Origin of the sequence: Xanthocytophaga flava, assembly GCF_030068545.1 — a bacterium.
In the GTDB taxonomy this organism is placed as follows: domain Bacteria; phylum Bacteroidota; class Bacteroidia; order Cytophagales; family 172606-1; genus Xanthocytophaga; species Xanthocytophaga flava.
This window is the reverse complement of the sequence record NZ_JASJOR010000039.1, coordinates 57,159-79,915: the sequence shown is the minus strand read 5'-3', so window position 1 is coordinate 79,915 and position 22,757 is coordinate 57,159. Positions and strand designations below refer to the sequence as shown.

The window sequence follows — 22,757 nt, the reverse complement described above, 5'->3', positions numbered from 1 at the left end:
TGTCTAAAATTTTGATAACTTGCTCACTGATGATTGTTTTCATCCTCAAAGGTTGGTTTGGTGGCTTGGTCGCTCCAAATTTCAACCTTTTTGTTTTCTATTGCTAGTTTTCCTCGGGTAGAGTAATTTCTTTCTATGGATAAATATTTTAATAGGAGTCAAAAAAAGTATTTGCAGCTTGCTTTTCAACAAAGATTTCCGATAAGAGGATACTCCAGTCCGAAAAAAAGTAGGTATGGGTATAATTTTGACATTTTTAAAAAAGGGCATAAAGGATGTGATGGTCTATATGTATACAGCATTATTAACAAAGGGGGTATTAGATATGCAAATGGCAGATTGTATTCATTTATGTATATTTTGAACAATGAGCCTTTTTTTTTACAGATAATTCAGAGGAAAATAAAATACTACTTGAACTGTTAAAGAAAGCCGATTGGTATAAATCTATTGAAAAATATGAAAATAGAATGATCAAAAATGAGATTGTGTTAGATTAGTTAAAATTTGATCTAATCACTTACAAAAGTGATGCTCAGTCTGTAAACTGTTAGATTAGTATCAAGCTATTGTAGAAATAATCAAGCTGTAGACGAGCCTATACCAAGTAAAATACTTCTATTTCGTATAGGTTCGTCTTATGCAGAAATGTAATCTAGAATGTACATAAGGATGTTGCACCACTAGAAGATTGAAGTGTTAAGTTAATTATACCTCTTTTTTTTGAGATAGTCATTTTTTGTATTATCAAATAATCGCTGCCCAGAGTAGAAATATTTTCAACATTAAACTCGTACGTATAAATCTCTTCATTCTTCAATCGGATTACTTCTTTTAATTCGATTTTGCTAGAACCAAGTAAAAAAGAGGATGTATATAATTCCCATGTATAGCCTAAATTCGGACTTAAAAGAGCAAATATCTGCTCTTTCTTTAATTTGTCATGAAAAAACGTACTTCTAGTTTCCCAAGAAGTATCTAGCCAAAATAATGTATCTTGACTTGCTCGTAAATAACCACTTGGACCTTTTCCTGCTCCTTTATAGTCAAAGGTGATTGGATGGTAAGATAATCCATTAATTTTGATAGGTTTAGCGTCATATTTATATACGATATTTTTCCTAAATGTATTATTCCAGCCCTTTAGGGGAGAGCAGAGGCATGATTTACTTATAGTAAAACCATTTTGTTTTTCTTTATATTTATTCTTTGTTAGACAAGATATAGAGTGGATAAAAACAAGTAAGAAGAGACTATAAATCAGGATGGGCTTCATCTATTTGTTTATGAACTTGTTTAGGTAAGTTTTCTTTTAAATGATCAACCATTCTTTTTTGATAAACATCTGGATTTATAAGTTGATCCATATTTTCAATTCTTTGATAAGTATTTCCTAGATTAATAAATAATTTTCGAGTATTCTTATCAAGAATATGAAGACCATCAATCTCTGTTTTTAGAATAAAGGCAGGACTATTTGCAGTTGGTATATCAGGAGTTCCCCCTATATACATACTATTTGTGGCGCCAAAACACCCATGTTCGATTTTTGCACCACCAGGATCATCTCCTTGAATGTGTGCAACAACTTCATGAAGAAAGATTTCAATAGCGACTCTAACATTTTTGTCACTTTCCAATAGCATCTCTTTATTAATGACATTTGAATTAACTGAAATAAGATGTACAACATTGGTACGGATTTTAGAAAGATCAAGTCCAGCAAAATTACGTAAGGCTATATCCACTCCTTTGGCATGGACAGGAACATTGATAGTTTGGTTTACAGCATCATAATAGGCTGACTGAGGCCCGTTCTGTCCTGTTATATCTGAATAAGTAACAGCCCCTGCCCCATTTCCATTGCCAGCTTCTCGAGTTGAAAAATCATCAATAGTAATAAAGATATGCTCATCTGTACTTGCTTGAATACGACGTAGACCAGCAGCAATTGGTACATTAATGGCAGCTTTATAAGTAAAATAAAGGGCTCCATTACCTGCAACGCTATCTCCTTTCTGATCAATAACACCAATGGGATTATTAAGGAATGCAGTATAAGAAGATACAGATGGATATCTATCATTTAATGGGTCAACTGATAAAAACTTAGCAATATTATGATTATATATTCTAAATCCGAAGTCATATCCTATCCATTCCCGGTTTTTTTCTTTTCCATTGAAATCGAATCTATATTGCTGATTTTGAGCGTATTGTAGTATTGGTAGTTCCATCCCAAACGGATAGTAATTAGAATAACTTATTACCTCTGTTTTTACTTCATTTCCTTCCTGAACCAACTGATCAGAAATCACTACCCTCACGTTACCCAGATGATCTTTCAGTTCGTATTTCTTGCCTCCTGTCTGACGGTTTGCCAACACAGGCGTCTGATAGGGAATCTCCTCTATTCGACATGTATTTGGTGAAATGCTGTCTATTGCCATGTCTGATAACTGATACACTTCTCCTGTTTGACCGCGGTGAAATATTATCGATTATCAGTTAGTTATTGTTGAATGTGGGATTCCAGTGATTTTGCATCAAATTGTGGAATAGATGCATACAACAGCATACAGGATGTGCCTGAATCTTTTTCCTTTTCAACAGGTTTGTTTTCAAATTTCTGTATTTTAGGTGTGTTGTCTTTTGTTCCAAATAGTTTTGAGAATAAACTTATAGCTGATGTTAGATTATCATATAAATGAAATCGCACAGAATGAAGTTATTGTTCTGCTCTCCACTTATTTCACTCATTGTGTCGTTTGATCCAGTCTTCTTTCCAATTCATAAAGTGAGAAGATTCTGCAAAATCAGGGAAGTTTTTTTCAATCTTTTCCGTGATGAACATGCGAGAATGCAAAGTGTATCGATTGATATCATTTATTGTCTTGACTGCATCCTCTGGTTCATCCAATAGCACATGAATCTGAAATCGCATCCAGTAGCCATCTGGATCTTTTACATTGTTTCTAATATAATTATTTACCAGTGTTAAGCCTTTTTCTTTGTCTTCTGTGATAGAATAGACTAATCCTCTATATAGATTAAGGTATTCATCACCTCCTATAGTCCGATCAAGTTTGTCTACACTCCAGAGTATGTTTTTGGCATCACCTTGTAATAAATATTTTTCAATATCCATCAAGTAATGACTTGGATCATCCGGAAACAATTTTTCATATTCTGCAATGGCCTTTTGATGCATTTCATAGCTAATATTGCTTGTTATTAAAAGCTTATAGGACATAAATGTCTTGCTTTTTTGTGTTTTGATTGATAGAGAGTTATAGAATTGCAATGCTTCTTCGTAATCATGTCTATCAATAGCCTGTTTTAGCTTCTGAATATTTCCCAATTGCTCATCCAGCTCTGGTTCTATTATTTTCTGTTGTTTTTGCTGTGATAATAAGTTTATGAAAGTTCCCTTTAATGTTTCAGATAGATACTCACCAGAAAGAAATACAAATAAATCTGTCAACCTAAGTTCATTATCTATGATACGTACCTCATAATCATGATAATTGATTCCTTCTTCAGATGTCATTCTAAAAAGCAAATGAGGAACCCCTTGACGTGGGTGAAATCGCAGAAACTGATAGCGGCCATAGCCTTTTCGGAGTTCTTTGATAATAAAGCTGCTCGGATTAACTTTTTTCTTAAAATTTTCCTTGAAGATAATTTCCTGTGTAATCTTCTGATATTGATTTTTCTGTAATTGGTTTGTCATTTTCTCCAGCATATACTCAAGGTCAAATAACTGATTGAGTGTATCACTGTGACGTTTATTTACTTTTTCAGCAATTCTTTTTCCAAAGGCTTCATATTCCTGTACTGAAAATTGACGTGTTGACTGTTTTTCTTTTTCCATTTCGGATGGGGCACAGCCAAGCAAAAAAAGAATACCTACACAACAGGATAGTAGCGTAAAATTTTTTATCATATTTTGTCGATAGATGGAGTTTTACTAAATCTTAGCACTGATAGTACTTTTGAGTGAAAGTTTGACAATAATACTCGGAAGATAGCTAAAAGCTATGTATAGAATACTGTTATATATTACGTGGGATAAACGTTGTATATGTCATGCTAAAAGGTTGTGCAATACTGCATTTTTAGTTATTGTTTTCAATTTAGAAATAAATCAGGCACGTTTTGGGGCGTGGTACCTATATAGCAATAACATTTGATAAAAGTCTGTGCATTTTAATAATCTACGTTCTATCATCTATTTATTATTAATGAAAAAGTATAACAAACCTATTTTGGCAATTTGTGTTCTTATTGTAGTTTTTTCCTGGTTTCCACTATTGTCCAGAGCTGCAAATTCTCCAAGAGTAGTCTCTTTAAAATGTGAATATCTGATTAATCCAATTGGGATTGATGCTATACATCCCCGATTAGCCTGGCAATTGAATACTGATAAGCGAGGTGTTCAGCAAACAGCGTATCGTATTTTGGTTGGGACAGATTCGGTTGCTGTTAGCAAAGGTGAGGGAAGTATTTGGGATTCCGGTGAGAGCAAGGGCGATGTACAATTGGTAGCATACAGTGGGAAATCCTTAACTCCTTTTACTAAATATTTTTGGTTGGTGGAAGTGTGGGGCAGAAACCATGAGAAAATAGGCTCTTCTGCTGTTGCTTCTTTTGAAACAGGCATAATGGATTCCAAAAGCTGGCAGGGTGCGTGGATCAGTGATGGACATGATGTAACACGAAAACCTGCTCCGTATTTCAGAAAGACATTTGAGATCACCAAGAAAATAAAATCTGCACGAGCTTACATTGCAGTTGGTGGATTATATGAACTTTCTATCAATGGTAAAAAAGTAGGCAATCATCGACTGGATCCTATGTATACACGATTTGACCGCCGGACTTTGTATGTTACCTATGATGTAACTTCTCATCTGCAGAATGGGAAAAATGCAGTAGGTATATTATTAGGTAATGGTTGGTATAACCATCAGTCTACAGCTGTATGGTATTTTCATCAGGCTCCTTGGCGTGGTAGACCTACCTTCTGTCTGGATATGCGGATTACCTATGAAGATGGATCGGTTGAAACCGTATCCTCTGGTGCAGAATGGAAAACTTCGTTGAGTCCTTTGATATTTAATAGTATTTATACCGCTGAACACTATGATGCTCGTCTCGAACAACCAGGCTGGAATACCGCTGCTTTCGACGATTCAAAATGGAACGGAATAGAACTTCGGGCTGCACCTTCACAAAATATCGTTGCACAGGTATTGCATCCTATCCGAAATGTAGAAACCATCCCTGCAAAAAGTGTCAAACAGCTGAATGATACTACCTATGTCTTTGATCTGGGACGTAACATTGCCGGAGTAAGTCGAATACAAGTAAAAGGCCCATCTGGTACTGTGCTACGACTGAAACATGGTGAACGCTTATATCCTAATGGACATGTAGACATGTCAAATATTGATGTACACTATCGTCCAACAGATCAGTCTGATCCTTTTCAGACTGATATTTTTACATTAAAAGGTTCAGGTGAAGAATCGTTTATGCCTTACTTCAACTACAAAGGATTTCAGTATGTAGAAGTAACCAGTACCACTCCTGTTACACTGACACAATCCAGCCTGACAGGATATTTTATGCATAGTGATGTACCTGTAGCAGGTACTATCAAGTCTTCAAACCCGGTAATAGACAAAATTAGCTGGGCTACTAATAATGCTTATTTATCTAACCTGTTTGGCTATCCTACAGACTGTCCGCAACGCGAAAAAAATGGCTGGACTGGAGATGCACACATTGCTATCGAAACCGGATTATATGGATTTGATGGAATTACGATTTATGAAAAATGGCTGGCTGACCATCGCGATGAACAACAAGCGAATGGCGTATTACCTGCCATTATTCCTACCAGTGGCTGGGGATATCAATGGGCCAACGGACCCGACTGGACCAGTACTATTGCTATTATTCCCTGGAATATTTATTTATTCTATGGTGATCCCCGGTTGCTAAACGATTGCTATGACAATATTAAACGATATGTCAATCACATTGAGCAGATGAGCCCTTCCGGACTTACCTCCTGGGGATTAGGAGATTGGGTGCCTGTGAAGTCACAGTCTCCGGTAGAGTTAACATCCTCCATTTATTATTATGTAGATGCTTCTATCCTGGCTAAAGCTGCGAATATATTGGGTAAGTCTGATGATGCACTATACTATCAGGCACTGGCAACAAAAATCCAGAATGCAATCAATGCCAAGTATCTCAATAAGGAAACCGGAATCTATGGCAGTGGACTACAAACAGAACTAAGTGCACCCTTATATTGGGGAATTGTTCCGGAATCACTCAAAAGCAAGGTCGCTGCCAATCTGGCAAAACGGGTTGAGGCAGATAATTTCCATCTGGATGTAGGCTTACTGGGTACAAAGACATTATTAAATGCATTAAGTGAAAATGGGTATGCAGATATTGCCTATAAGGTCGCCGCTCAGGAAAGTTACCCTTCATGGGGTTGGTGGATTGTAAATGGCGCTACTACACTATACGAAAACTGGGCTATTGATGCTCAGTCAGACATTTCGTTGAATCATATTATGTTTGGTGAAATTGGGGCTTGGTTATATAAAGGTTTAGGAGGCATAAAGCCAGATCCTAAATGGCCGGGTTTTAAAAATATACTGTTAACCCCTCATTTTACAGAAGGGTTGAACCAATTTGAGGCAACACATGAGAGTCTTTATGGAAAGATAGTGTCTTCCTGGAAACGATCTGGTAAGAAGATTATCTATCAGGTAGTTATACCGTCTAATGCAACGGCTACATTGACACTACCTATAAGAAAAGGGAATAAGATCTATGAAGGTAGAACTCCGGTAAAAGAGAGTTCTCAGGATATTATAATTTTGAGCCTAGCTGAAAATCAGGTGAGTTACCAGCTTCAGTCTGGTAAGTATCAGTTCGAGATCCGATGAGTTTATAAAATATACCACGAATAAAATCACCTGTCCGTTTCTATCCTACTGGATTTTAGCTGACAGGTGATTTTATTTTTAGGAAAAGTCTTTTTGGCTAATTATTGTTCTGTTTCAGCAAGTGTCACAATGGCTTGTGCCCAGCGAACATACTTCAATTTAGCAAGATCGCTTACTGTTTTAACGCCAAAGGCTTGTTCTAAAAGTTGGGCATCTTTTTCAGTTACACCAGACAGAGCTGATACAGGTGCATTTGCTACTTCATTAAAGGTTTTTCCTTCGTAGCTTTTGTCAACAGCAAGATTGATATTCATAGCAAAAATGGGTTGGGATTAATGAACGGTGGCAAAATAGAGATTTTTATTTCCTGTGTCAAGAGCAAGGACGATTGTTTACAAAAAGGAAATAATTGTATGTTAGCAAGTTACCATATATGAGAATAAATCTAAGTTGTTAGTATATAAAGCAATGTATTTGTGAAGAGAGTACCATGTCTCAGGATAAAATTTCTATTTTTGATAGAAGAGATAATTTATTACTTCGATGCACAGAATTGCAATTATAGGCTCAACCGGAATGTTGGGACAACCTGTCACAAAGGCATTTATTGAACAAGGATTTGAAGTGTCTCTCCTGGTACGTAATAGTAGAAAAGCCAGGAACATCTTTGGGTCTGCTGTACGACTTGTTGAAGGAGATATAAAGAATGCGGACAGTATAAAAGAGTTATTACAAGAAGGACAAGATGCCTTGTATTTGAATCTTTCTGTTACTCCCAAAAGTAGAAAAAAAGACTTCCAGCCAGAACGAGAAGGTTTACAAACTATTCTTGCGGTTGCAAAACGGTCTTCTGTTTCCCATATAGGTTATGTATCTTCTCTGGTGCACTTCTGCCAAGGGCACAATGGATTTAATTGGTGGGTTTTTGAGATTAAAGAAAAAGCGGTGCAATCTATCAAAGAAAGCGGATTAAGCTATTCTATTTTTTATCCTTCTACTTTTATGGAAAGTTTCGACAAAGGAGCATACCGTCAAGGTAATCGTATCAACCTGGCAGGTAATTCGTTGTTTCCGATGTATCTGATTGCTGGTAAGGATTACGCCCGACAAGTGGTAAAAGCTTTCACAATAAATAATGGCAGTCAGGATTACATTGTGCAGGGACTTGAAGGATTTACAGCGGATGAAGCTGCCCGGATAGTTGCTGCTAATTATCCAAAAGGCAAACTGTATATCCTCAAATTACCAATGAGAGTTCTTCGTTTTTTAGGGAAATTTTTCAATACGCTGAATTATGGAGCAAATATTATAGAGGCACTTAACCAGTATCCTGAGAAATTTGGAGCTCAGAAAACCTGGGACCTGTTAGGTAAGCAGGAGATTACACTTGCTGAATACGCCAGAAATTCCTGAAGCTCCAGGTGAATCATATAACAACTTCAATCAGATGAAACTACTGGCAATCGGAGATATACATGGACGCACTATCTGGAAAAAGATAGTTGCTAAAGAGAGGGCAGACAGAATTATCTTTCTGGGAGATTATTTTGATTCACGAGAGGATATAACGTGTTCTGAAGAACTTCGAAACTTTGAATCAATTCTATCTTTTAAAGAGCAATTTCCTGAAAAGGTAGTACTTCTTTTTGGAAATCATGATCTACATTATATTATAAATGAACAATATTCAGGATTTCGGTACTCTTGTCAGAAGGCTGTTCAGGAGATAATTCATAATGCTTTGCAAAAAAATCTGATGCAGATGTGTTTTTCTATGCACTCATTTTTGTTTAGTCATGCCGGAGTAACCAAGACATGGTACCAAAGTCAGTTTGGGGAAGAGTATGTACAAAGTGATATGGTGTGTGACTTTGTGAATAAACTGTTTAGAAAACAGCCTGATGCATTTCGGTTTACAGTTGGTCCTAATTGTGACTTTTCAGGGGATGATATAACACAACCTCCCACATGGGTGAGGCCAGCTAGCCTGCTTGCAGATAAACTGGACGGATATATACAGATTGTTGGGCACACAACACAAACAAATCTAGCCATCATAGATCAGGTAGCTTTTGCTGATACACTGGGAACATCAGGTGAATACCTGACTATTGAGGATGAGTTACTACAAGCAAACCGTTTATAGTGGACAATACTCTGAGTTTATGTATAACACAAATCACTATACTATATGAAATCAATTCTGATTTTCGTCTGTGTCATTTTTTTGTCGCTGGCGGCCTTTGGACAACAAACCAAGTCTGTAAGTGATAGTATCATGATCACAATCTTTCTTAAACACCAGCAGGATAAAAATCTGGATTCTCTACAGGCTATTCAGCGAAAGAACAAGTTTGCAGAGCAATTTCCTCCAAAATCTGCAAGGGTTATATCCTGGTATGTGATGATGGGTATAGGACAGGTGGTAACAGTAAAAATACCTGCACATGACTTACGTACACTCAACCTTTCTATTGAAAGGGGTGCATGGGGTGCATTTGAAACAGAGTTTTATCCTACATACGATTATGTTCCAATCTGGAAAGATGCCCAGAAGAAGAAATAGTAAAGCAGTACACTCTATTATTAAAATGCACTGCCACTTATTCTCTAGGCTGTATAAGCAGAAGCTTCGTTAACAGGATAGTCTGTGTAGCCTTTTTCATCTGCTGTATAGAATGTGTTGGAATCTGGCTGTGCCAATGGAATACCATGTTGCAACCTATAAGGGAGGTCAGGGTTTGCTATAAAGGATGTTCCAAAAGATACCAGATCTGCCTGTTTGGAAGCTATCACTTCTTCCGCTTTGGTACCTGTATACCCACCATTTAGTATGAGGGTTCCTTTAAAATTGCTGCGAATAGTCTTACTAAGTTGCTGACCTTGTTCCGTTGCCCGCGCTGCATACTCTACTACATGCAAATAGGCTATATTCAATTTATTGAGTTCCTGTGACAGATAATCATACGTAGCAACAGTTTCTGAATAAGCTGGCATGTCATTGAAGGTGCTGAAAGGAGAAATCCTTACACTAACTTTGTCTTTCCCAACGCGACTAATTGCAGCTTGCGTTACTTCCAGTACAAAGCGACATCTATTTTCAATACTACCGCCATAGGAGTCATTACGTGTGTTGGTATATGGATTCAAAAATTGCTCAAGCAGATACCCATTCGCTCCATGTAATTCCACACCATCAAATCCTGCCCGGATCGCATTTTCTGCCGCTTGAGCGAACTCTTGAATAGTTTCGGCTACATCTGATTGACTCATGGCAATAGGTACTGGAAAAGGTTGCATACCTTGAGCGTCAGTCCACATTTGTCCCTGAGCTCCTATCGCTGAAGGAGCAAGTATTTTCGATTTCTCAGGCATGTTGGCTGGATGAGCGATTCTGCCCACATGCATAAACTGAATAAAAATCTTCCCGTTTTGTTGATGCACACTTTTGGTGGTCTTTTTCCACCCTTCAATTTGTTCATCTGTATAGATACCCGGTATACGGGCATAACCTAATCCATTAGGTGAGGGAGAGACACCTTCTGTGATAATCAGACCAGCTGACACTCGCTGGGTATAGTAAGTCGCCATTAAGTCGTTAGGTATGGAATCAATAGCACGGGAGCGAGTCATGGGAGCCATTACAATACGATTAGATAATGTGATCCCATGGAACGATATCGGTTCAAACAGATGTTGCATGCTTAAGCTTGTCATAGTTTTTTGAAATTGGATAAGTAAATTTGTTTTTGCAAAGCTGTAACAAATTCATTCCAGGTACAATAAGTCAACAAAAGATGACTACTCTACATTTAAAAGAAAATTCGGAACATTGTCCTGCTGAAGGCATTCTGAAGATAATTTCAGGGAAGTGGAAACCGCAGATTTTTCGTTTGGCTATACAAGGGCCATTGCGGTTCAATAGCCTGTTGCGTCAACTACCTGGTTCCAGTAAGCAGTCTGTGGCTGTGGCTTTAAGAGAGTTGGAAGAAGCTGGACTTCTGACAAAGACCGTAGTAAAGGAAAAGCCTTTGCATATAGAGTACAATCTGTCTGAAAAAGGAGAACAGGTAACTCACATTTTTGTAAGTTTGCAACGATTTATTGGATAACAAGAGATCTATCTAAAGGACTTATTGTGGAAACATGACCATGCAATTTGGTAGCCATGACTGTATTTGTGTAACGATGTCGGTATTCATTGGATTGCCGGAAAGTTCCAACATAGATAAGTTTGTAAGTTCTCTTATTTCTTCTGGTAAATAAGTAAGCTGGTTATTTTGTAGATTAAGTATTTGCAGAGAGTGCATGTTCCCAATCTCTATCAGTATTTTCTGGAGTTCATTGCCTTCCAGATTTACTAATTCCAGTTGTTTAAGTCTGAAAAATGTAGAAGGTAGGCTATTGAGTTGATTGCGGGCAAGGGATATTATTTTCAGATTGATTAATGCTCCTATTTCTAAAGGTAAGCTTTTAATATAGTTATCAGACAAATGTAACTCTGTGAGTTGAGTCATATGTCTGATTTCTGCAGGTATGTCATAAATAAATAAGAATGAAAGACTTACTAAATGTGTAGCATATGTTATTCTGAATCTGTCTGTCAATGACATTTCCCATGCCTGATAACCTACTCCTGTCATCAGCCACTCATAAATAATCTCTGTATCTGTTATGAAATCCTGAATGTTCATCTCCAGAGACTTTGCAATTTCAAGACCTAACTCAATATTCTCTGTCTGTCCAGATTGTAGAAGGCGAAATACATTCTCTTTTTCCTGTGGCGTATATGACATATACTTTGCAGATAATATAGAGTGACGTGAGATGTTAGGTAGAAAAAAAGCACAGGTTTACTACCTGTGCTAATATATATAAGAATGAAGATCCGATCTAATTGGACCATTCATGGAAATGATGTTGCTGAGAGTAATGCCAGTCCGTACGTTTAATTAAGTCTGATACGGTTCCAATAGAATGGATTTCTTCTTCAGAGAATTCAATACCAAATTCTCGTTCAATATATAATAGCAGTTCCAGTTTTTCCATTGGACTTAAACCCAGTTTATTAAAATTGTACTCAGGGTTAAGGCGTGCCTGGCGAATTAAAAAATGATGCTGTAGGTTATACTCAACCCGATCTTTAATCACTTGTATCATAGTTTTATAAGTTAGGTATTACTATTAATTCTGTTAGACAATTAAAAGTTGATTTTATACGGTTATTTATTACAAATAATTTGCTCAGTAGATTATGTTTTATGTAAAGACTTGTTTTTCAAGGGTTGAACAAAAAGTTCTGTTTTTAAAAATATACCTGTTAACGACCTGATACTTGTAATAGTAAAGAATAAAGGTGTCAACGATATCATCTTTTCTGAATCTACTGACTACCTAGTATACCTACTATAGTAAGTGGCAGAACTGCCATAATTGACGATAGCAGAAATAAGAATACATATTCTACATAATGTGTCTTGATATCCTGTGCCTGTCAAGAAAAAGCACACTTGTCACCCGCAAAATCTGAACCAACATTCCCAATAAATTAGTAGTATGATATACTTTGACAAAATCATTGAAAAAGAATTGTACCAATGCTCTACCTGCTAAATAAATAATTAGCTGACCAAATACCAATACTAACAGATACCACCCATGTATAAAACCCATTTTTAGCAGAAGCAGACATAATAGTAGTTGAAGTGGAAATAATCCGCTTATTCTGTCGAGCAATGTTGCAGAAATCAACTTCTTGTAAGACACTGATTGATTCTTTCCGAGAAGCCATATTTTATAGCCATCTCCACCTATACCTCCCGGAAGTAGCAGATTATAAAACATACCTACATAACACAGTCTTAGATTATAGATTGGTGATATGTATATATCTATAGCATCCCAGTAATACTGTAAACGCAAAGCCCTAATAATCTTTGAGGCGTTGAAAAGTACAAATGCTCCAAATAGCCAAAATAATTTGGGATTAACTTTTTAGTTTAATCGGATGGTTAAATAACGTTCAAAAAAAATCAAATCTTGATGGTATTGATAATAAATTCGGTTACTTCTTTCTTCCGTTTCTCTGCGACTTGGCTAAAAGCTTCTTCATCCCAAGTATGGATAATCTGAAGCATTGGTTTTGCCATAAATGGCATAAGAACCAGTCCCATAATATTGATAAACAAGTCGCTTGGATCAATAGGGCTGATAGTTCCTTTCTCAATTTCTAATTTAATCTGTTGTCCAAAAGCATCCCTAATACGTTTGGTCATACCTGTTTTAAAACGCATCTGTCTTGCTGCCAATTTCGGATCATGTGCCATCTCATAAAAAACAAACATAGGCACTGACGCTCCACAACTATTATGCAGATAATGCTCTGCATCAATCTCTACCAACTTCGCAATCTTTTCAAGCAGCGAGTTATTTGACTCTATTGTATCTAAGAGCTTTCCGAGAAAATGCTTGGACTCCTCCTCAAATACCAGTTCAAATAACTTTTCTTCTAAAATAATAGTGTAATAATGCTTTATTAACTTCTCTTATTTTTCTACATAGGAAAACGCTGCTACTAGTTGTTGGTGTATTGTGTGTACAGATTCCCGGAAAAAAGGGTCGGTAATGGTAAAGCAGAATTTGTATCAGAGATTGTTCTTTACAGCTGTATGAATTTTGAATAATAACTTATTTTATATTTTAGGTTGCTCGTATTTTATCTGGTGTTTGATTTTCAAATAGTTTATAGTATTCTTTAAATGCCTGGAGCATGACTTAATTGACATACTCCAGGTGTTGAGTGTATTATGCGTTAGACACAGATGGATTAGCTGAAATAGCTGATTCGGATTTTTTAGAAGAAAGGAATTTTTCTTTAAAACGATCTACTCCATAATAAATCATAGGTACCAGATATACTGTAAGTAACATAGAGCTGGTTAATCCACCAATAAGTACCCATGCCAGTGAGTTTTTCCATTCTGCACCTGCGCCACTGGCAATCGCGATAGGAATCATACCAATTACCATGGCGATGGTTGTCATCAGGATCGGGCGTAAACGTTCTTCTCCTGCATGTAGAATGGCATCCCGATACGGCGTTCCATTGGCTTTCTGCTGATTGGCAAAGTCTACAATCAAGATCGCATTTTTTACTACCAGACCAATTAACATTAACATACCCAACATAGCGAAAATACTAATGTTGGAAGATGAGAGCGCCAGCGCCAGCAATGCACCAATCACAGCTACAGGGATTGAAAACAGTACTACAAGCGGATAAATAAAGCTATCATACAAAAGCACCATAATGAAGTATACCAGTAATAAAGCTGCTAGCATAGCAATTCCCAGTGATCCAAATCCTTCACTCTGATTTTTGGCATCACCTCCCCAGGTTAGGGTTACATCTGCCGGAAGTGGGTTTTTAGTAAGATCTTCCTGTATCTTCTGAATCAATGTACCTGATCCTATACCTAATGTATTGGCAGTTACAGTTACAGATGAACGACGGTTCTTTCTTTCTAGAATGGATGGCCCATTGCTTAGTGATACTTTGGCAAATTCTCCTAAACGAACCGGACGACCTGCCAACGGACTGAAGAAGTTGATGTTCTTTACATCTTCCGGATTTTTACGATCAAAGGCATCCAGCATAATTTGAATTTCATAGTCTTCGCCGCCATCCCGAAATTTTGAATCATCATTACCTGCAAACGCATTCTGAAGTACAGCACCTACCGTTTGTATATTCAATCCTAGCTTTGCCATCTTCTCTCGATCAATTTCTACCTGAACTTCCGGATTTCCTGCCTCTACAGATATATTAACGTCATTCGCTCCAGGCATACTACGCAAGTTATTTGCCAGTTTATTGGCTGCTTCCAGATTGCGTTCTACATTATCACCACTTAAGAAAATCTCAATAGGAGAGGAGCCTGTATTTACCATACCGACAATTGCTGATTTGAATTCAATCCCCGCAAATTTCTCTTGCAACTCTTTCCGTACATTTATCATATACTTCTCTGTACCAATATGTCCTGCCCGTTCTTCAACAGGAGTCAGTTCGATTGTTAACTCTGTACGATTGGTTTCTCCTTGTCCGGTACTATTCATGCCTGTACTAGCTCCACCTACGTTAGCAAAAATGGCCTTGACCTCAGGCTTCTTGCGCATATATTCTTCAATAGTGCGAGCTGTCAGGTTATTTTGTTCCAACGATGCACTTTTATCCAGTTTCATAGTCAACAGAAATTTACCCTGATCACCTTGAGCCACAAACTCGCTTCCAATAATACCTAGTCCCATCACCCAGCCTGTTGCAATAAATAATACAAGCAATATTCCTGTAAATGCCAACTTATGAGAGATCACCCAATCCAAACTGCTATGATACCATTTGGTAAGACCTGTCAGGATACCTTCAAACCAAAGTAGAAAAGCCTGAAACGGATTTTTAGGATCGAGATGTTCCAGTTTACCTAGCATAGAAGTTAACCAGGGAGTAAGCGTAAAACTGACTAAGAGACTGACCATTGTCGCAAACGCTACTGTCAATGAAAACTGGCGTAATAAATCTGCAATTACAGAGTTAACGAGTGTAATGGGAACAAACACTACCACAATCACCAGTGTAATAGCTACCGCAGCGAAACCAATCTCATTAATACCGTCAATGGTTGCCTGCCAGCGATTCTTGCCCATTTCCAGGTGGCGTTGAATATTTTCCAGTACCACAATCGAGTCATCAACCAGAATACCAATCACCAGAGAAAGTGCCAGCAATGTCATCAGGTTGAGGGAGTAACCCATCACAAACATGAATAGGAATGCTGATACCAGTGAAGCAGGAACCGACACCATAACAATGAATGCATTCCGGAAACTGTGCAGGAAGAGTAGCATAACAACAGCCACTAGTACAACAGCCAGAATCAAGTCGTGTGTTACCGCTTCTACTGATTCTAGTGTGAAGGTGCTACTGTCATACGCAATAGTGAAGTGCACTTTTTCATTTGCATGTTCTTTTTCAATCAGGGTTAGTTTTTCCTGCATCAAACGACTAATTTCTACTGCGTTGGCGTCTGACTGTTTTTTAATAAATAGACCAATACCATTTTGACCATTGTATCGGCTAATGCTTTCAGGATCAGCCAATCCATCTGTGATTGTTGCTACGTCTTTTATACGAATAGGACTCCCTTGTGGAGGTGTTGTAATAACCAGATCCCGAATCTGATTCAGTGAAGTAAATTTACCTGCTAGACGGAGGGTGATATTTTCGCTGGCATTTTTTACTTTACCAGTAGGAAAATCCATGTTTGCTTGCCCAATAGCTTGGGTTACTTGTAATAAAGACAGACCATAATAGTTCAGTTTATCATCATCTACATTGACACGGATTTGACGCTGATCACCTCCAACCATAGTAATTTCTGCTACCCCTGGAATCTGTTGTAAAACAGGTAAGTAACGATCTTCAACCTGTTGATAGAATACTTCATTAGGAAGGTTTGACGTAGCAAGTAACTGCATGATAGGTTGATCACTCGGAGATATTTTAGAAAGCGAAGGTGTTTCCGCATCATCCGGCAAGTCGCTGACCATATTGTTGATCTTACGTTGTGTTTCATCCAGTGCCATATCTATATCTGTCCCTGCCTTAAACTGAATGATTACAATTGATGCATTTTCCATCGATTTGGAAGTAACATCATCAATATTGTCCAGGCCAGATACTGCATCTTCTATTTTCTTACTAATTTCAGATTCTACCTCCGAAGGAGCTGCACCAGGATACACCGTAGTGACGGTAACTACAGGAACTGAAAACTCAGGCATCAGTTCATAACTAAGCATGTTGTATGAGAATAACCCACCCAAGGTTAGTATAGCAAACAATACTATAATAATGGATGGACGTTTGATAAGGGATTCTACAAATTTCATAGTGTTGCTTTTTGAAGCGAAAAAATTATTGAGCTATAACAGGCACTCCATTACGAAGATTGATCTGACCGCTGGTAACTACTTGTTCCCCTTCTTTCAAACCTTTGGTAATCTCAAAGTATTCATTGGTAGTGGCACCAATTTCAACAGAACGTAATACTGCTTTTCCATTTTCAACCACATACAATTGTGGCTTCTTTGCCGATCCTACAATTGCCTGACGAGGAACCGCCAGTGCCTGTGCTTTGCGTTTGTCTGCATTGGATATAGTTCCATACATACCTGCTTTCAATGGGTTTTGATCAGAGTTGGGAACAATGATTTCTACAGGGTAATTGTGTGCAGCATCTCCTTCCGCTCCGATCATGGTAATACGACCTTTGAATTCAGCAGCTGGATATACTTCGGTGTTTACAGAGATTGTTTGACCTGTGTGAAACTGATTAATTGCATTTTCTGGAATATTTACTACCAGTTTTAACTGAGATATATCTACCAGTGTAGCGATAGGACTTCCCACCGATACTACAGAGCCTTTTTCTACTGTTTTGGAAGTAATAATACCTGCAAAAGGAGCTGTAATGGTTGTGTTATCAAGCTGTTTCTTTAATTGTTTGATTTGAGCTTGTGTGGAACGAATACTTAATTGCGTTCTTTCCAGATTAATAGCAGGAACAGCATCTCCCTTTACCAAGACTTCATACCGTTTCAAGTCATTCTGATATCCTTCCAGACTTACTTGTGCTCCCTCTAACTGATAGCGTAACTGAGCGTCATCCAGTTTGGCAATCAGTTGTCCTGTATGTACAGTTTGACCTTCCTCTATCGGCAGCTGAAGTACTTCTCCGCCTGCCTGTGGACGAATTTCTATTTTACGGTTTGGAGAAAATGCTCCTAAAAATTGTGCTTCTTCTGTTAGATTCTGTAGTTGAGCTTTTACAGTTTTTACCCCTACCTTCAGGTTGGGATCTGGGCGGTATACTTTGTCTGCAACGGCTTCCTTATTATTTACCAGTTTCCATGCAGTGAGACCTAAAAGAGCTATAATAGCTATACTTGTGATAATGCGTTTCATATATTGTTGTTTTGTATGTTTGAGTAGAATTATTTAGCAATAAGATTTCCGGATGCTTTTTTCCAGTCTAGCTCTGCTGATCGTAGGTTGACTAGTGCATTCAAGTAGTTGTTTTGAGCTTCCCGAAGAGAATTTTCTGCCTGGATGACATCTGTGAGAGAACTGGTACCTTCTTTAAACTGAAGTTGAGACTGAGTATATACTTTGTCTGCCAGTGTTACTTGTTCGCGACTGGATGCAAGATTCTGCTGCTCTACCAGAAACTTATTCTGGGCATTTCTCATTTCCATCGAAATAGATTCACGCGCTTGTTGCATTTGCAGATTTAGTGTATTATTCTCTGCACGCTGACTGCTGATTTTTGCTCGTCTGGCAGATCCATCATATATATTCCAGTTCAGTTGGAGGCCTACCCAATAGCCTGGTACATGTTTGAATACTCCATCTTCGCCCCCTTGTCCGTAAAAAGTAGAATTAGCTACTCCATAGGCTGATAAAGTAGGAATAAAGCCCGCTTTGGTATTACGTTGATTAAGTTCATTTAATGCTTTCTGGCGATCCAGTAAAAGAAGGTCTGTACGATTTACAGTTTCCTGTTGTAGCAAAGCTTGCTGAATAGCTTGTTCGTCAATAGCTACCTGAACTTTTAATGAGTCAGTTTGTGGTGTACCTGTCAGGAATTTGAGCATGTTGATAAGTTGCTCTTCTGAGGCCTGCAGTGATTGTAACTGAGTTTTGGTTTGTGTATGAGTAATACGCAGACGATCTACATCAATACCTTGTGAGAGTTGGTTCTTGTATAGCAAGTCAGTTACCTTGATAAGTTTTTCTGTAGAAGCCAAGTTGCTGCGTAAAAAAACAATTTGCTGCGTAACACTTTGCAAATTGTAATAGGTTACTGATACATTGTAAGCAACATCTTCTTTAGTTTTAGTAGTTTGGAGTTTGGAAAGATCCAGACTTAAGTTAGCTGCTTTAAGTCCTATACCAATAGATGGATTGAAGATTGCCTGACTTACTTGCAAGGAAGTTGATAGATTATAGGGCAATCCAAATGCTAATGTTGTGTATGTTCCATCTGGACCTCCGAATGCTGAAGCAGGGACTACCTGTCCCGGAATTTTTATGTAGCGTTTGTAATCGCCACTTACATTTACCTGAGGTCGTGCACCTGCTTTTACAGATTTGATCTGTGCTGCAGTCTGTTGTTCACTTATCTGAGAAATTTGTATAGTTTGATTGCTTTGTAGTGCTTTATCAATTAATTGATTTAGCGTAAGCTCTTGGGAATAGGCGAGTCCTCCCGATAAACCCAGAATAAAAAATAAAAACCAACGTGAAAATTGCATGGTTAGATTGATTTTGTTTAATACTTTGATTTAATGAACTGATTTAATCATTTGATTAAAACGAAGGTAAAAAAATGAGTCATCTTATATGACTCACTGCAAAATAGGTCTAGATAAATAAATAAGATATAATCATGTCGCAAATGAGCTTCTTGTGTTTGTCGGCAAACGCATAATATTCTTCTTCGCTTACCTGCCACATGTGCATATGCATTGCCTTACATTGAAAAATAAACTGTGTATTGGCAATAATCATAAGAAATATGCTTTTGACATCTACATTACGTACTTCCTTACGTGCTATCGCATCTCTTAATTGTTCTTCAAATATGCCATGAACGATATGTTTGGCGATTGGAATTGCTTCCATTACTCTTTCCGGGTTTCTATGGATTTCATTCAAAATAAATAGTGATAGATCCGGATTGTTTTTGAACATGTTAAAGTCATGATCAATAATCTCTGCTATTTTTTCTTTTAGTTCCAGAGGTTTGGTAAGTATATCTTGCATTCCCTGGAAAAATAACTGGCACATATCAGAGAATACAGAGCAAAATAACTTTTCTTTACTCCGAAAGTAATAATTCATCAACGCACTATTTACCCCTGCTTCTTTGGCTATATCTCGCGTTGTTGTGCCATCAAATCCTTTTTCCAGGAATACTTTTTGTGCTGCGTCCTTAATCCGTTCTTCCGCTGTGGCTGTCTCTTTCATAGTTTTAATCAATTGATGAAACAAATGTAAAAGTGTTTTTTGGTTTAAGCAAAAGTATTAATCAAATAATTTAATCAATTGATTAAATTATTTGATTAATATAATATCTCCTTGTTTTTATGCAGTTTTAATACTAGATGACGGTCATCTGTACAATCTGAAACTTATTAACAAATAGTGAGCCTTTATTTAATTGGGCAAGCTGATAGGATTAAAAGTTTCGAGTTTTGATCTGATATTCCATTGGAATAGATATCACTAAGAATACCCCTTAGATACTGATAGGCCTGAAGTAGAGATGAAACTTGGGAGTAGTTAAAAAAAAGTATCTTTCAGTAAGCTTTCTTTTGTTGTATAGTCTGAACTTTACTTTTCTGAATAGTAGATGGTATCGTATAAAGTTCTAAATAGTTAATGTAACTGAATAGATATTGAGATCTCAATTAGCATAGGGGAGATTCATAAAATAAACTATGCGCTTTATGGATGGTTTTTTAACCCACAAAGCGCATAGCGTTTTATATCATATCAATATCAAAAGGTAGTTTACGGATCCGCTTTCCTGTAAGATTAAAAATGGCATTACATAGAGCAGGAGCTACAGGAGGCAGACCTGGCTCTCCAGCACCGCTCGGTTTTTCTGTACTTGGCATAACATGAATCTCAATAGGAGGGACTTCATTCATACGAAGTACAGAATATTGGTGATAGTTGGTTTGCTCACATTGTCCGTTTTTAAATGTAATTCCCGGTTTTAAAGCAGCAGACAGTCCCATCACAACATTTCCTTCTGTTTGTGCTTTGACATTATCCGGATTTACAGTCATACCCAGGTCGATGACTCCTACTATCTTATTTATTTTGATACTTTTTCCTGCTTTTGATACTGTGATGGCATAGGCCGCAATAGAGCCAAATGAACGTGCTATAGCAATACCCATTGCCTGATTGGAAGTTGGCTTGAGTTTATATTGTGCTTTCTCAGCAAGATACTTCAATACATTGACAAAGCGTGGAGCTTCATGAAGCATTTCCTGCCGGAATACAAGAGGATCTTTTTTGGCTGCATGGGCGAGTTCATCAACAAAACATTCATGTCCAAATGCATTGGTTGAGCTGTATACTGATCTCCACCAGACAATTGGAATATCTGTTGAAATAACTTTAGTGGCTTCTCTACGATTAGGGATTGCATAGGGACTGTCTTCTTCACTGATTACTTCATGCATCCAGTCATCGGCAGTTTGTGAAAAATCTTTTTTATTGGTTTGGCCTTGTATGGATTCTCCAATTACTTTGTGTTCAAATGCGATAACTTTACCATTGGCATCTAATCCACCACGTAATGCATCTAACATACCTGGACGATAAGGGCCTTGTGTGATATCATCTTCCCGAGTCCAGATCACTTTTACAGGAGCATTGGCTTGTTTGGAAAGATTAATGGCTTCCATGATAAAATCAAAGTAGGCTTTCCTTCCAAATGATCCTCCCATGAAGTATGTATTTACCTTTACATTGTCTTTAGGAATTTTAAGATATTCAGAGGCTTGGCCAATCAGCCAGTCAGGTGATTGATTGGGTGCCCATATTTCTACTTTATCACCCTGAACCCATGCTATTGCATTCTCAGGTTCTATCATGGCATGGGCAGCAAAGGGGGTTTCATATTGTGCTTCCAGCTTTTTAGCAGCTGTAGCCGATGCCTTATCTACATCACCCTTTTTTCCTTTCAGTTCATTACCTGGTTCTTTCGCTGCCTGACGTAATTTAGTGTAGTAGTCATCTGTGGAGATTTTGTCGTACCCTGTATTATCCCACTGAATTTTAAGTGCTTTTCTACCTTGCAGGGCTGCCCAGTAATTGTCTGCTAGTACAGCTACTGTTTCAACTGTTTTATGTGGCATTTTTCGTTCAGCTCGCAGTATTTTTTTGACACCCGGAATCTTTTTAGTTTCTGCATCATCAACGGACACTACTTTGCCATGTATAACCGGACATCGTTGAATACTCGCATATAACATACCTGGCACTTTCGCATCTAAGCCAAACAGGGCAGTTCCATTTGTCTTTGAGGAAACATCAGGCCTTGGCAACACTTTGCCTAATATTTTAAAGTCTTTCGGATCTTTGAGTTTCGGTTCTTTTGGTACTTCCAGTTTGGACGCTTGTTCAACTAATTCTCCATAACTCAGGCTTTTATTGGAAGGTTTATGGTAAATTTTTCCTTCTTTGGCATAACATTCACTCACTGGTACTTTCCATATATTGGCTGCTGCCTGAGTCAGCATCTCTCGAGCCGCAGCCCCTGCTTTACGCAGAGGTTCCCACTGTGCTCTAATTGAACTGGAGCCACCAGAAAACTGCATTCTGTGTTTAGCCAAACCTGCTGTCTGTCGTATTTCAACATCTGTAAGACTTACTTCCAGTTCTTCTGCTAATAATGAAGGAACAGACTGCCATGTTCCTTGTCCCATATCCGGACTGGTATTAAATAGGGTGATTTTGCCTTCTTTGGTTAGCAGAATAAACGGAGTCAGTTCAAGCTCTGCTGCCATATGTTCAACTTTATTCAATACTGAACTGGCTTGTCCCGGAAGAGAAAAACCAATGGCTAGCAAGCCTGTAAGTTTCAAAAAATGGCGGCGGGATGTATCAACAGTGAGAGTATCCATAGGCATAAAATTTAAGGT

General features: G+C 37.8%; 19 protein-coding genes and 1 pseudogene. 5 read left to right on the top strand and 15 right to left on the bottom strand.

Translation table 11 applies throughout. The annotated features are described in order from the left end of the window. Window positions 1-655 precede the first annotated feature (655 nt). The 4 genes from QNI15_RS34610 to QNI15_RS34595 form a co-directional block, all read right to left on the bottom strand. Window positions 656-1,276, bottom strand: coding sequence for a hypothetical protein (locus QNI15_RS34610; RefSeq protein ID WP_314036410.1), 621 nt, complete (start codon window positions 1,274-1,276; stop codon window positions 656-658). Beyond that, on the bottom strand, window positions 1,254-2,450 hold the full coding sequence (locus tag QNI15_RS34605) for an RHS repeat domain-containing protein (RefSeq protein ID WP_314036408.1): 1,197 nt from the start codon (window positions 2,448-2,450) through the stop codon (window positions 1,254-1,256). The genes QNI15_RS34610 and QNI15_RS34605 overlap by 23 nt, the downstream gene beginning before the upstream one ends. A 62-nt stretch (window positions 2,451-2,512) precedes the next feature. Then, window positions 2,513-2,719 (bottom strand): hypothetical protein, encoded by a 207-nt coding sequence (locus QNI15_RS34600; RefSeq protein WP_314036406.1) that lies wholly within the window; start codon window positions 2,717-2,719, stop codon window positions 2,513-2,515. Window positions 2,720-2,752: 33 nt separating this feature from the next. Further along, complete coding sequence (locus tag QNI15_RS34595; RefSeq protein ID WP_314036404.1) at window positions 2,753-3,946, bottom strand: tetratricopeptide repeat protein; 1,194 nt, start codon at window positions 3,944-3,946, stop codon at window positions 2,753-2,755. A 298-nt stretch (window positions 3,947-4,244) separates the two neighbouring features. Here QNI15_RS34595 and QNI15_RS34590 point away from each other — a divergent pair, with 298 nt between their 5' ends. Next, window positions 4,245-6,974 carry an alpha-L-rhamnosidase gene (locus QNI15_RS34590; RefSeq protein WP_314036402.1) on the top strand — a complete coding sequence of 910 codons (2,730 nt, stop codon included), beginning with the start codon at window positions 4,245-4,247 and terminating at the stop codon, window positions 6,972-6,974. 101 nt (window positions 6,975-7,075) lie between these two features. On the opposite strand, the gene QNI15_RS34585 is transcribed toward QNI15_RS34590, so the two are convergent. Further along, window positions 7,076-7,288: a hypothetical protein gene (locus QNI15_RS34585; RefSeq protein ID WP_313987964.1), complete on the bottom strand. Its 213-nt coding sequence runs from the start codon at window positions 7,286-7,288 to the stop codon at window positions 7,076-7,078. A 229-nt stretch (window positions 7,289-7,517) separates the two neighbouring features. On the opposite strand from QNI15_RS34585, the gene QNI15_RS34580 reads away from it, so the two are divergent. The 3 genes from QNI15_RS34580 to QNI15_RS34570 are packed head-to-tail and all read left to right on the top strand — an operon-like array spanning window position 7,518 to window position 9,540. Continuing rightward, the gene (locus tag QNI15_RS34580) at window positions 7,518-8,387 is read left to right on the top strand and encodes an SDR family oxidoreductase (RefSeq protein ID WP_314036400.1); all 870 of its coding nucleotides are present in this window, start codon (window positions 7,518-7,520) and stop codon (window positions 8,385-8,387) included. A 34-nt stretch (window positions 8,388-8,421) separates the two neighbouring features. Next, complete coding sequence (locus tag QNI15_RS34575) at window positions 8,422-9,120, top strand: metallophosphoesterase (RefSeq protein ID WP_314036398.1); 699 nt, start codon at window positions 8,422-8,424, stop codon at window positions 9,118-9,120. A gap of 45 nt (window positions 9,121-9,165) precedes the next feature. Next, complete coding sequence (locus tag QNI15_RS34570; RefSeq protein WP_314036396.1) at window positions 9,166-9,540, top strand: hypothetical protein; 375 nt, start codon at window positions 9,166-9,168, stop codon at window positions 9,538-9,540. Between the two features lie 44 nt (window positions 9,541-9,584). Here the strand turns inward: QNI15_RS34570 and QNI15_RS34565 are convergent, their stop codons facing one another. After that, window positions 9,585-10,691 carry an alkene reductase gene (locus tag QNI15_RS34565; RefSeq protein ID WP_314036394.1) on the bottom strand — a complete coding sequence of 369 codons (1,107 nt, stop codon included), beginning with the start codon at window positions 10,689-10,691 and terminating at the stop codon, window positions 9,585-9,587. Between the two features lie 80 nt (window positions 10,692-10,771). Here QNI15_RS34565 and QNI15_RS34560 point away from each other — a divergent pair, with 80 nt between their 5' ends. Then, window positions 10,772-11,086, top strand: a complete 315-nt coding sequence (locus QNI15_RS34560) for a winged helix-turn-helix transcriptional regulator (protein WP_313999330.1) — start codon at window positions 10,772-10,774, stop codon at window positions 11,084-11,086. A gap of 21 nt (window positions 11,087-11,107) precedes the next feature. Here the strand turns inward: QNI15_RS34560 and QNI15_RS34555 are convergent, their stop codons facing one another. The 9 genes and pseudogenes from QNI15_RS34555 to QNI15_RS34515 form a co-directional block, all read right to left on the bottom strand. Continuing rightward, complete coding sequence (locus QNI15_RS34555) at window positions 11,108-11,770, bottom strand: leucine-rich repeat domain-containing protein (RefSeq protein ID WP_313999328.1); 663 nt, start codon at window positions 11,768-11,770, stop codon at window positions 11,108-11,110. A gap of 97 nt (window positions 11,771-11,867) precedes the next feature. Further along, window positions 11,868-12,134, bottom strand: coding sequence for a phosphopantetheine-binding protein (locus QNI15_RS34550; protein WP_313999327.1), 267 nt, complete (start codon window positions 12,132-12,134; stop codon window positions 11,868-11,870). Window positions 12,135-12,437: 303 nt separating this feature from the next. Beyond that, window positions 12,438-12,941 (bottom strand): annotated as a pseudogene (locus QNI15_RS34545) (flippase-like domain-containing protein); the annotation flags it as partial. Window positions 12,942-13,006: 65 nt separating this feature from the next. Beyond that, the gene (locus tag QNI15_RS34540) at window positions 13,007-13,375 is read right to left on the bottom strand and encodes a hypothetical protein (RefSeq protein WP_313999325.1); all 369 of its coding nucleotides are present in this window, start codon (window positions 13,373-13,375) and stop codon (window positions 13,007-13,009) included. A 403-nt stretch (window positions 13,376-13,778) separates the two neighbouring features. After that, entirely contained in the window at window positions 13,779-16,925 is a 3,147-nt protein-coding gene (locus tag QNI15_RS34535; RefSeq protein ID WP_313999322.1) for an efflux RND transporter permease subunit, read from the bottom strand. A 25-nt stretch (window positions 16,926-16,950) separates the two neighbouring features. After that, entirely contained in the window at window positions 16,951-18,000 is a 1,050-nt protein-coding gene (locus QNI15_RS34530) for an efflux RND transporter periplasmic adaptor subunit (protein ID WP_314036392.1), read from the bottom strand. A 29-nt stretch (window positions 18,001-18,029) separates the two neighbouring features. Next, window positions 18,030-19,349 (bottom strand): TolC family protein, encoded by a 1,320-nt coding sequence (locus QNI15_RS34525; RefSeq protein WP_313999317.1) that lies wholly within the window; start codon window positions 19,347-19,349, stop codon window positions 18,030-18,032. A 109-nt stretch (window positions 19,350-19,458) separates the two neighbouring features. Next, window positions 19,459-20,064 (bottom strand): TetR/AcrR family transcriptional regulator, encoded by a 606-nt coding sequence (locus QNI15_RS34520; RefSeq protein ID WP_313999316.1) that lies wholly within the window; start codon window positions 20,062-20,064, stop codon window positions 19,459-19,461. Window positions 20,065-20,582: 518 nt separating this feature from the next. Next, entirely contained in the window at window positions 20,583-22,739 is a 2,157-nt protein-coding gene (locus tag QNI15_RS34515) for a xanthine dehydrogenase family protein molybdopterin-binding subunit (RefSeq protein ID WP_314036390.1), read from the bottom strand. Window positions 22,740-22,757 lie beyond the last annotated feature (18 nt).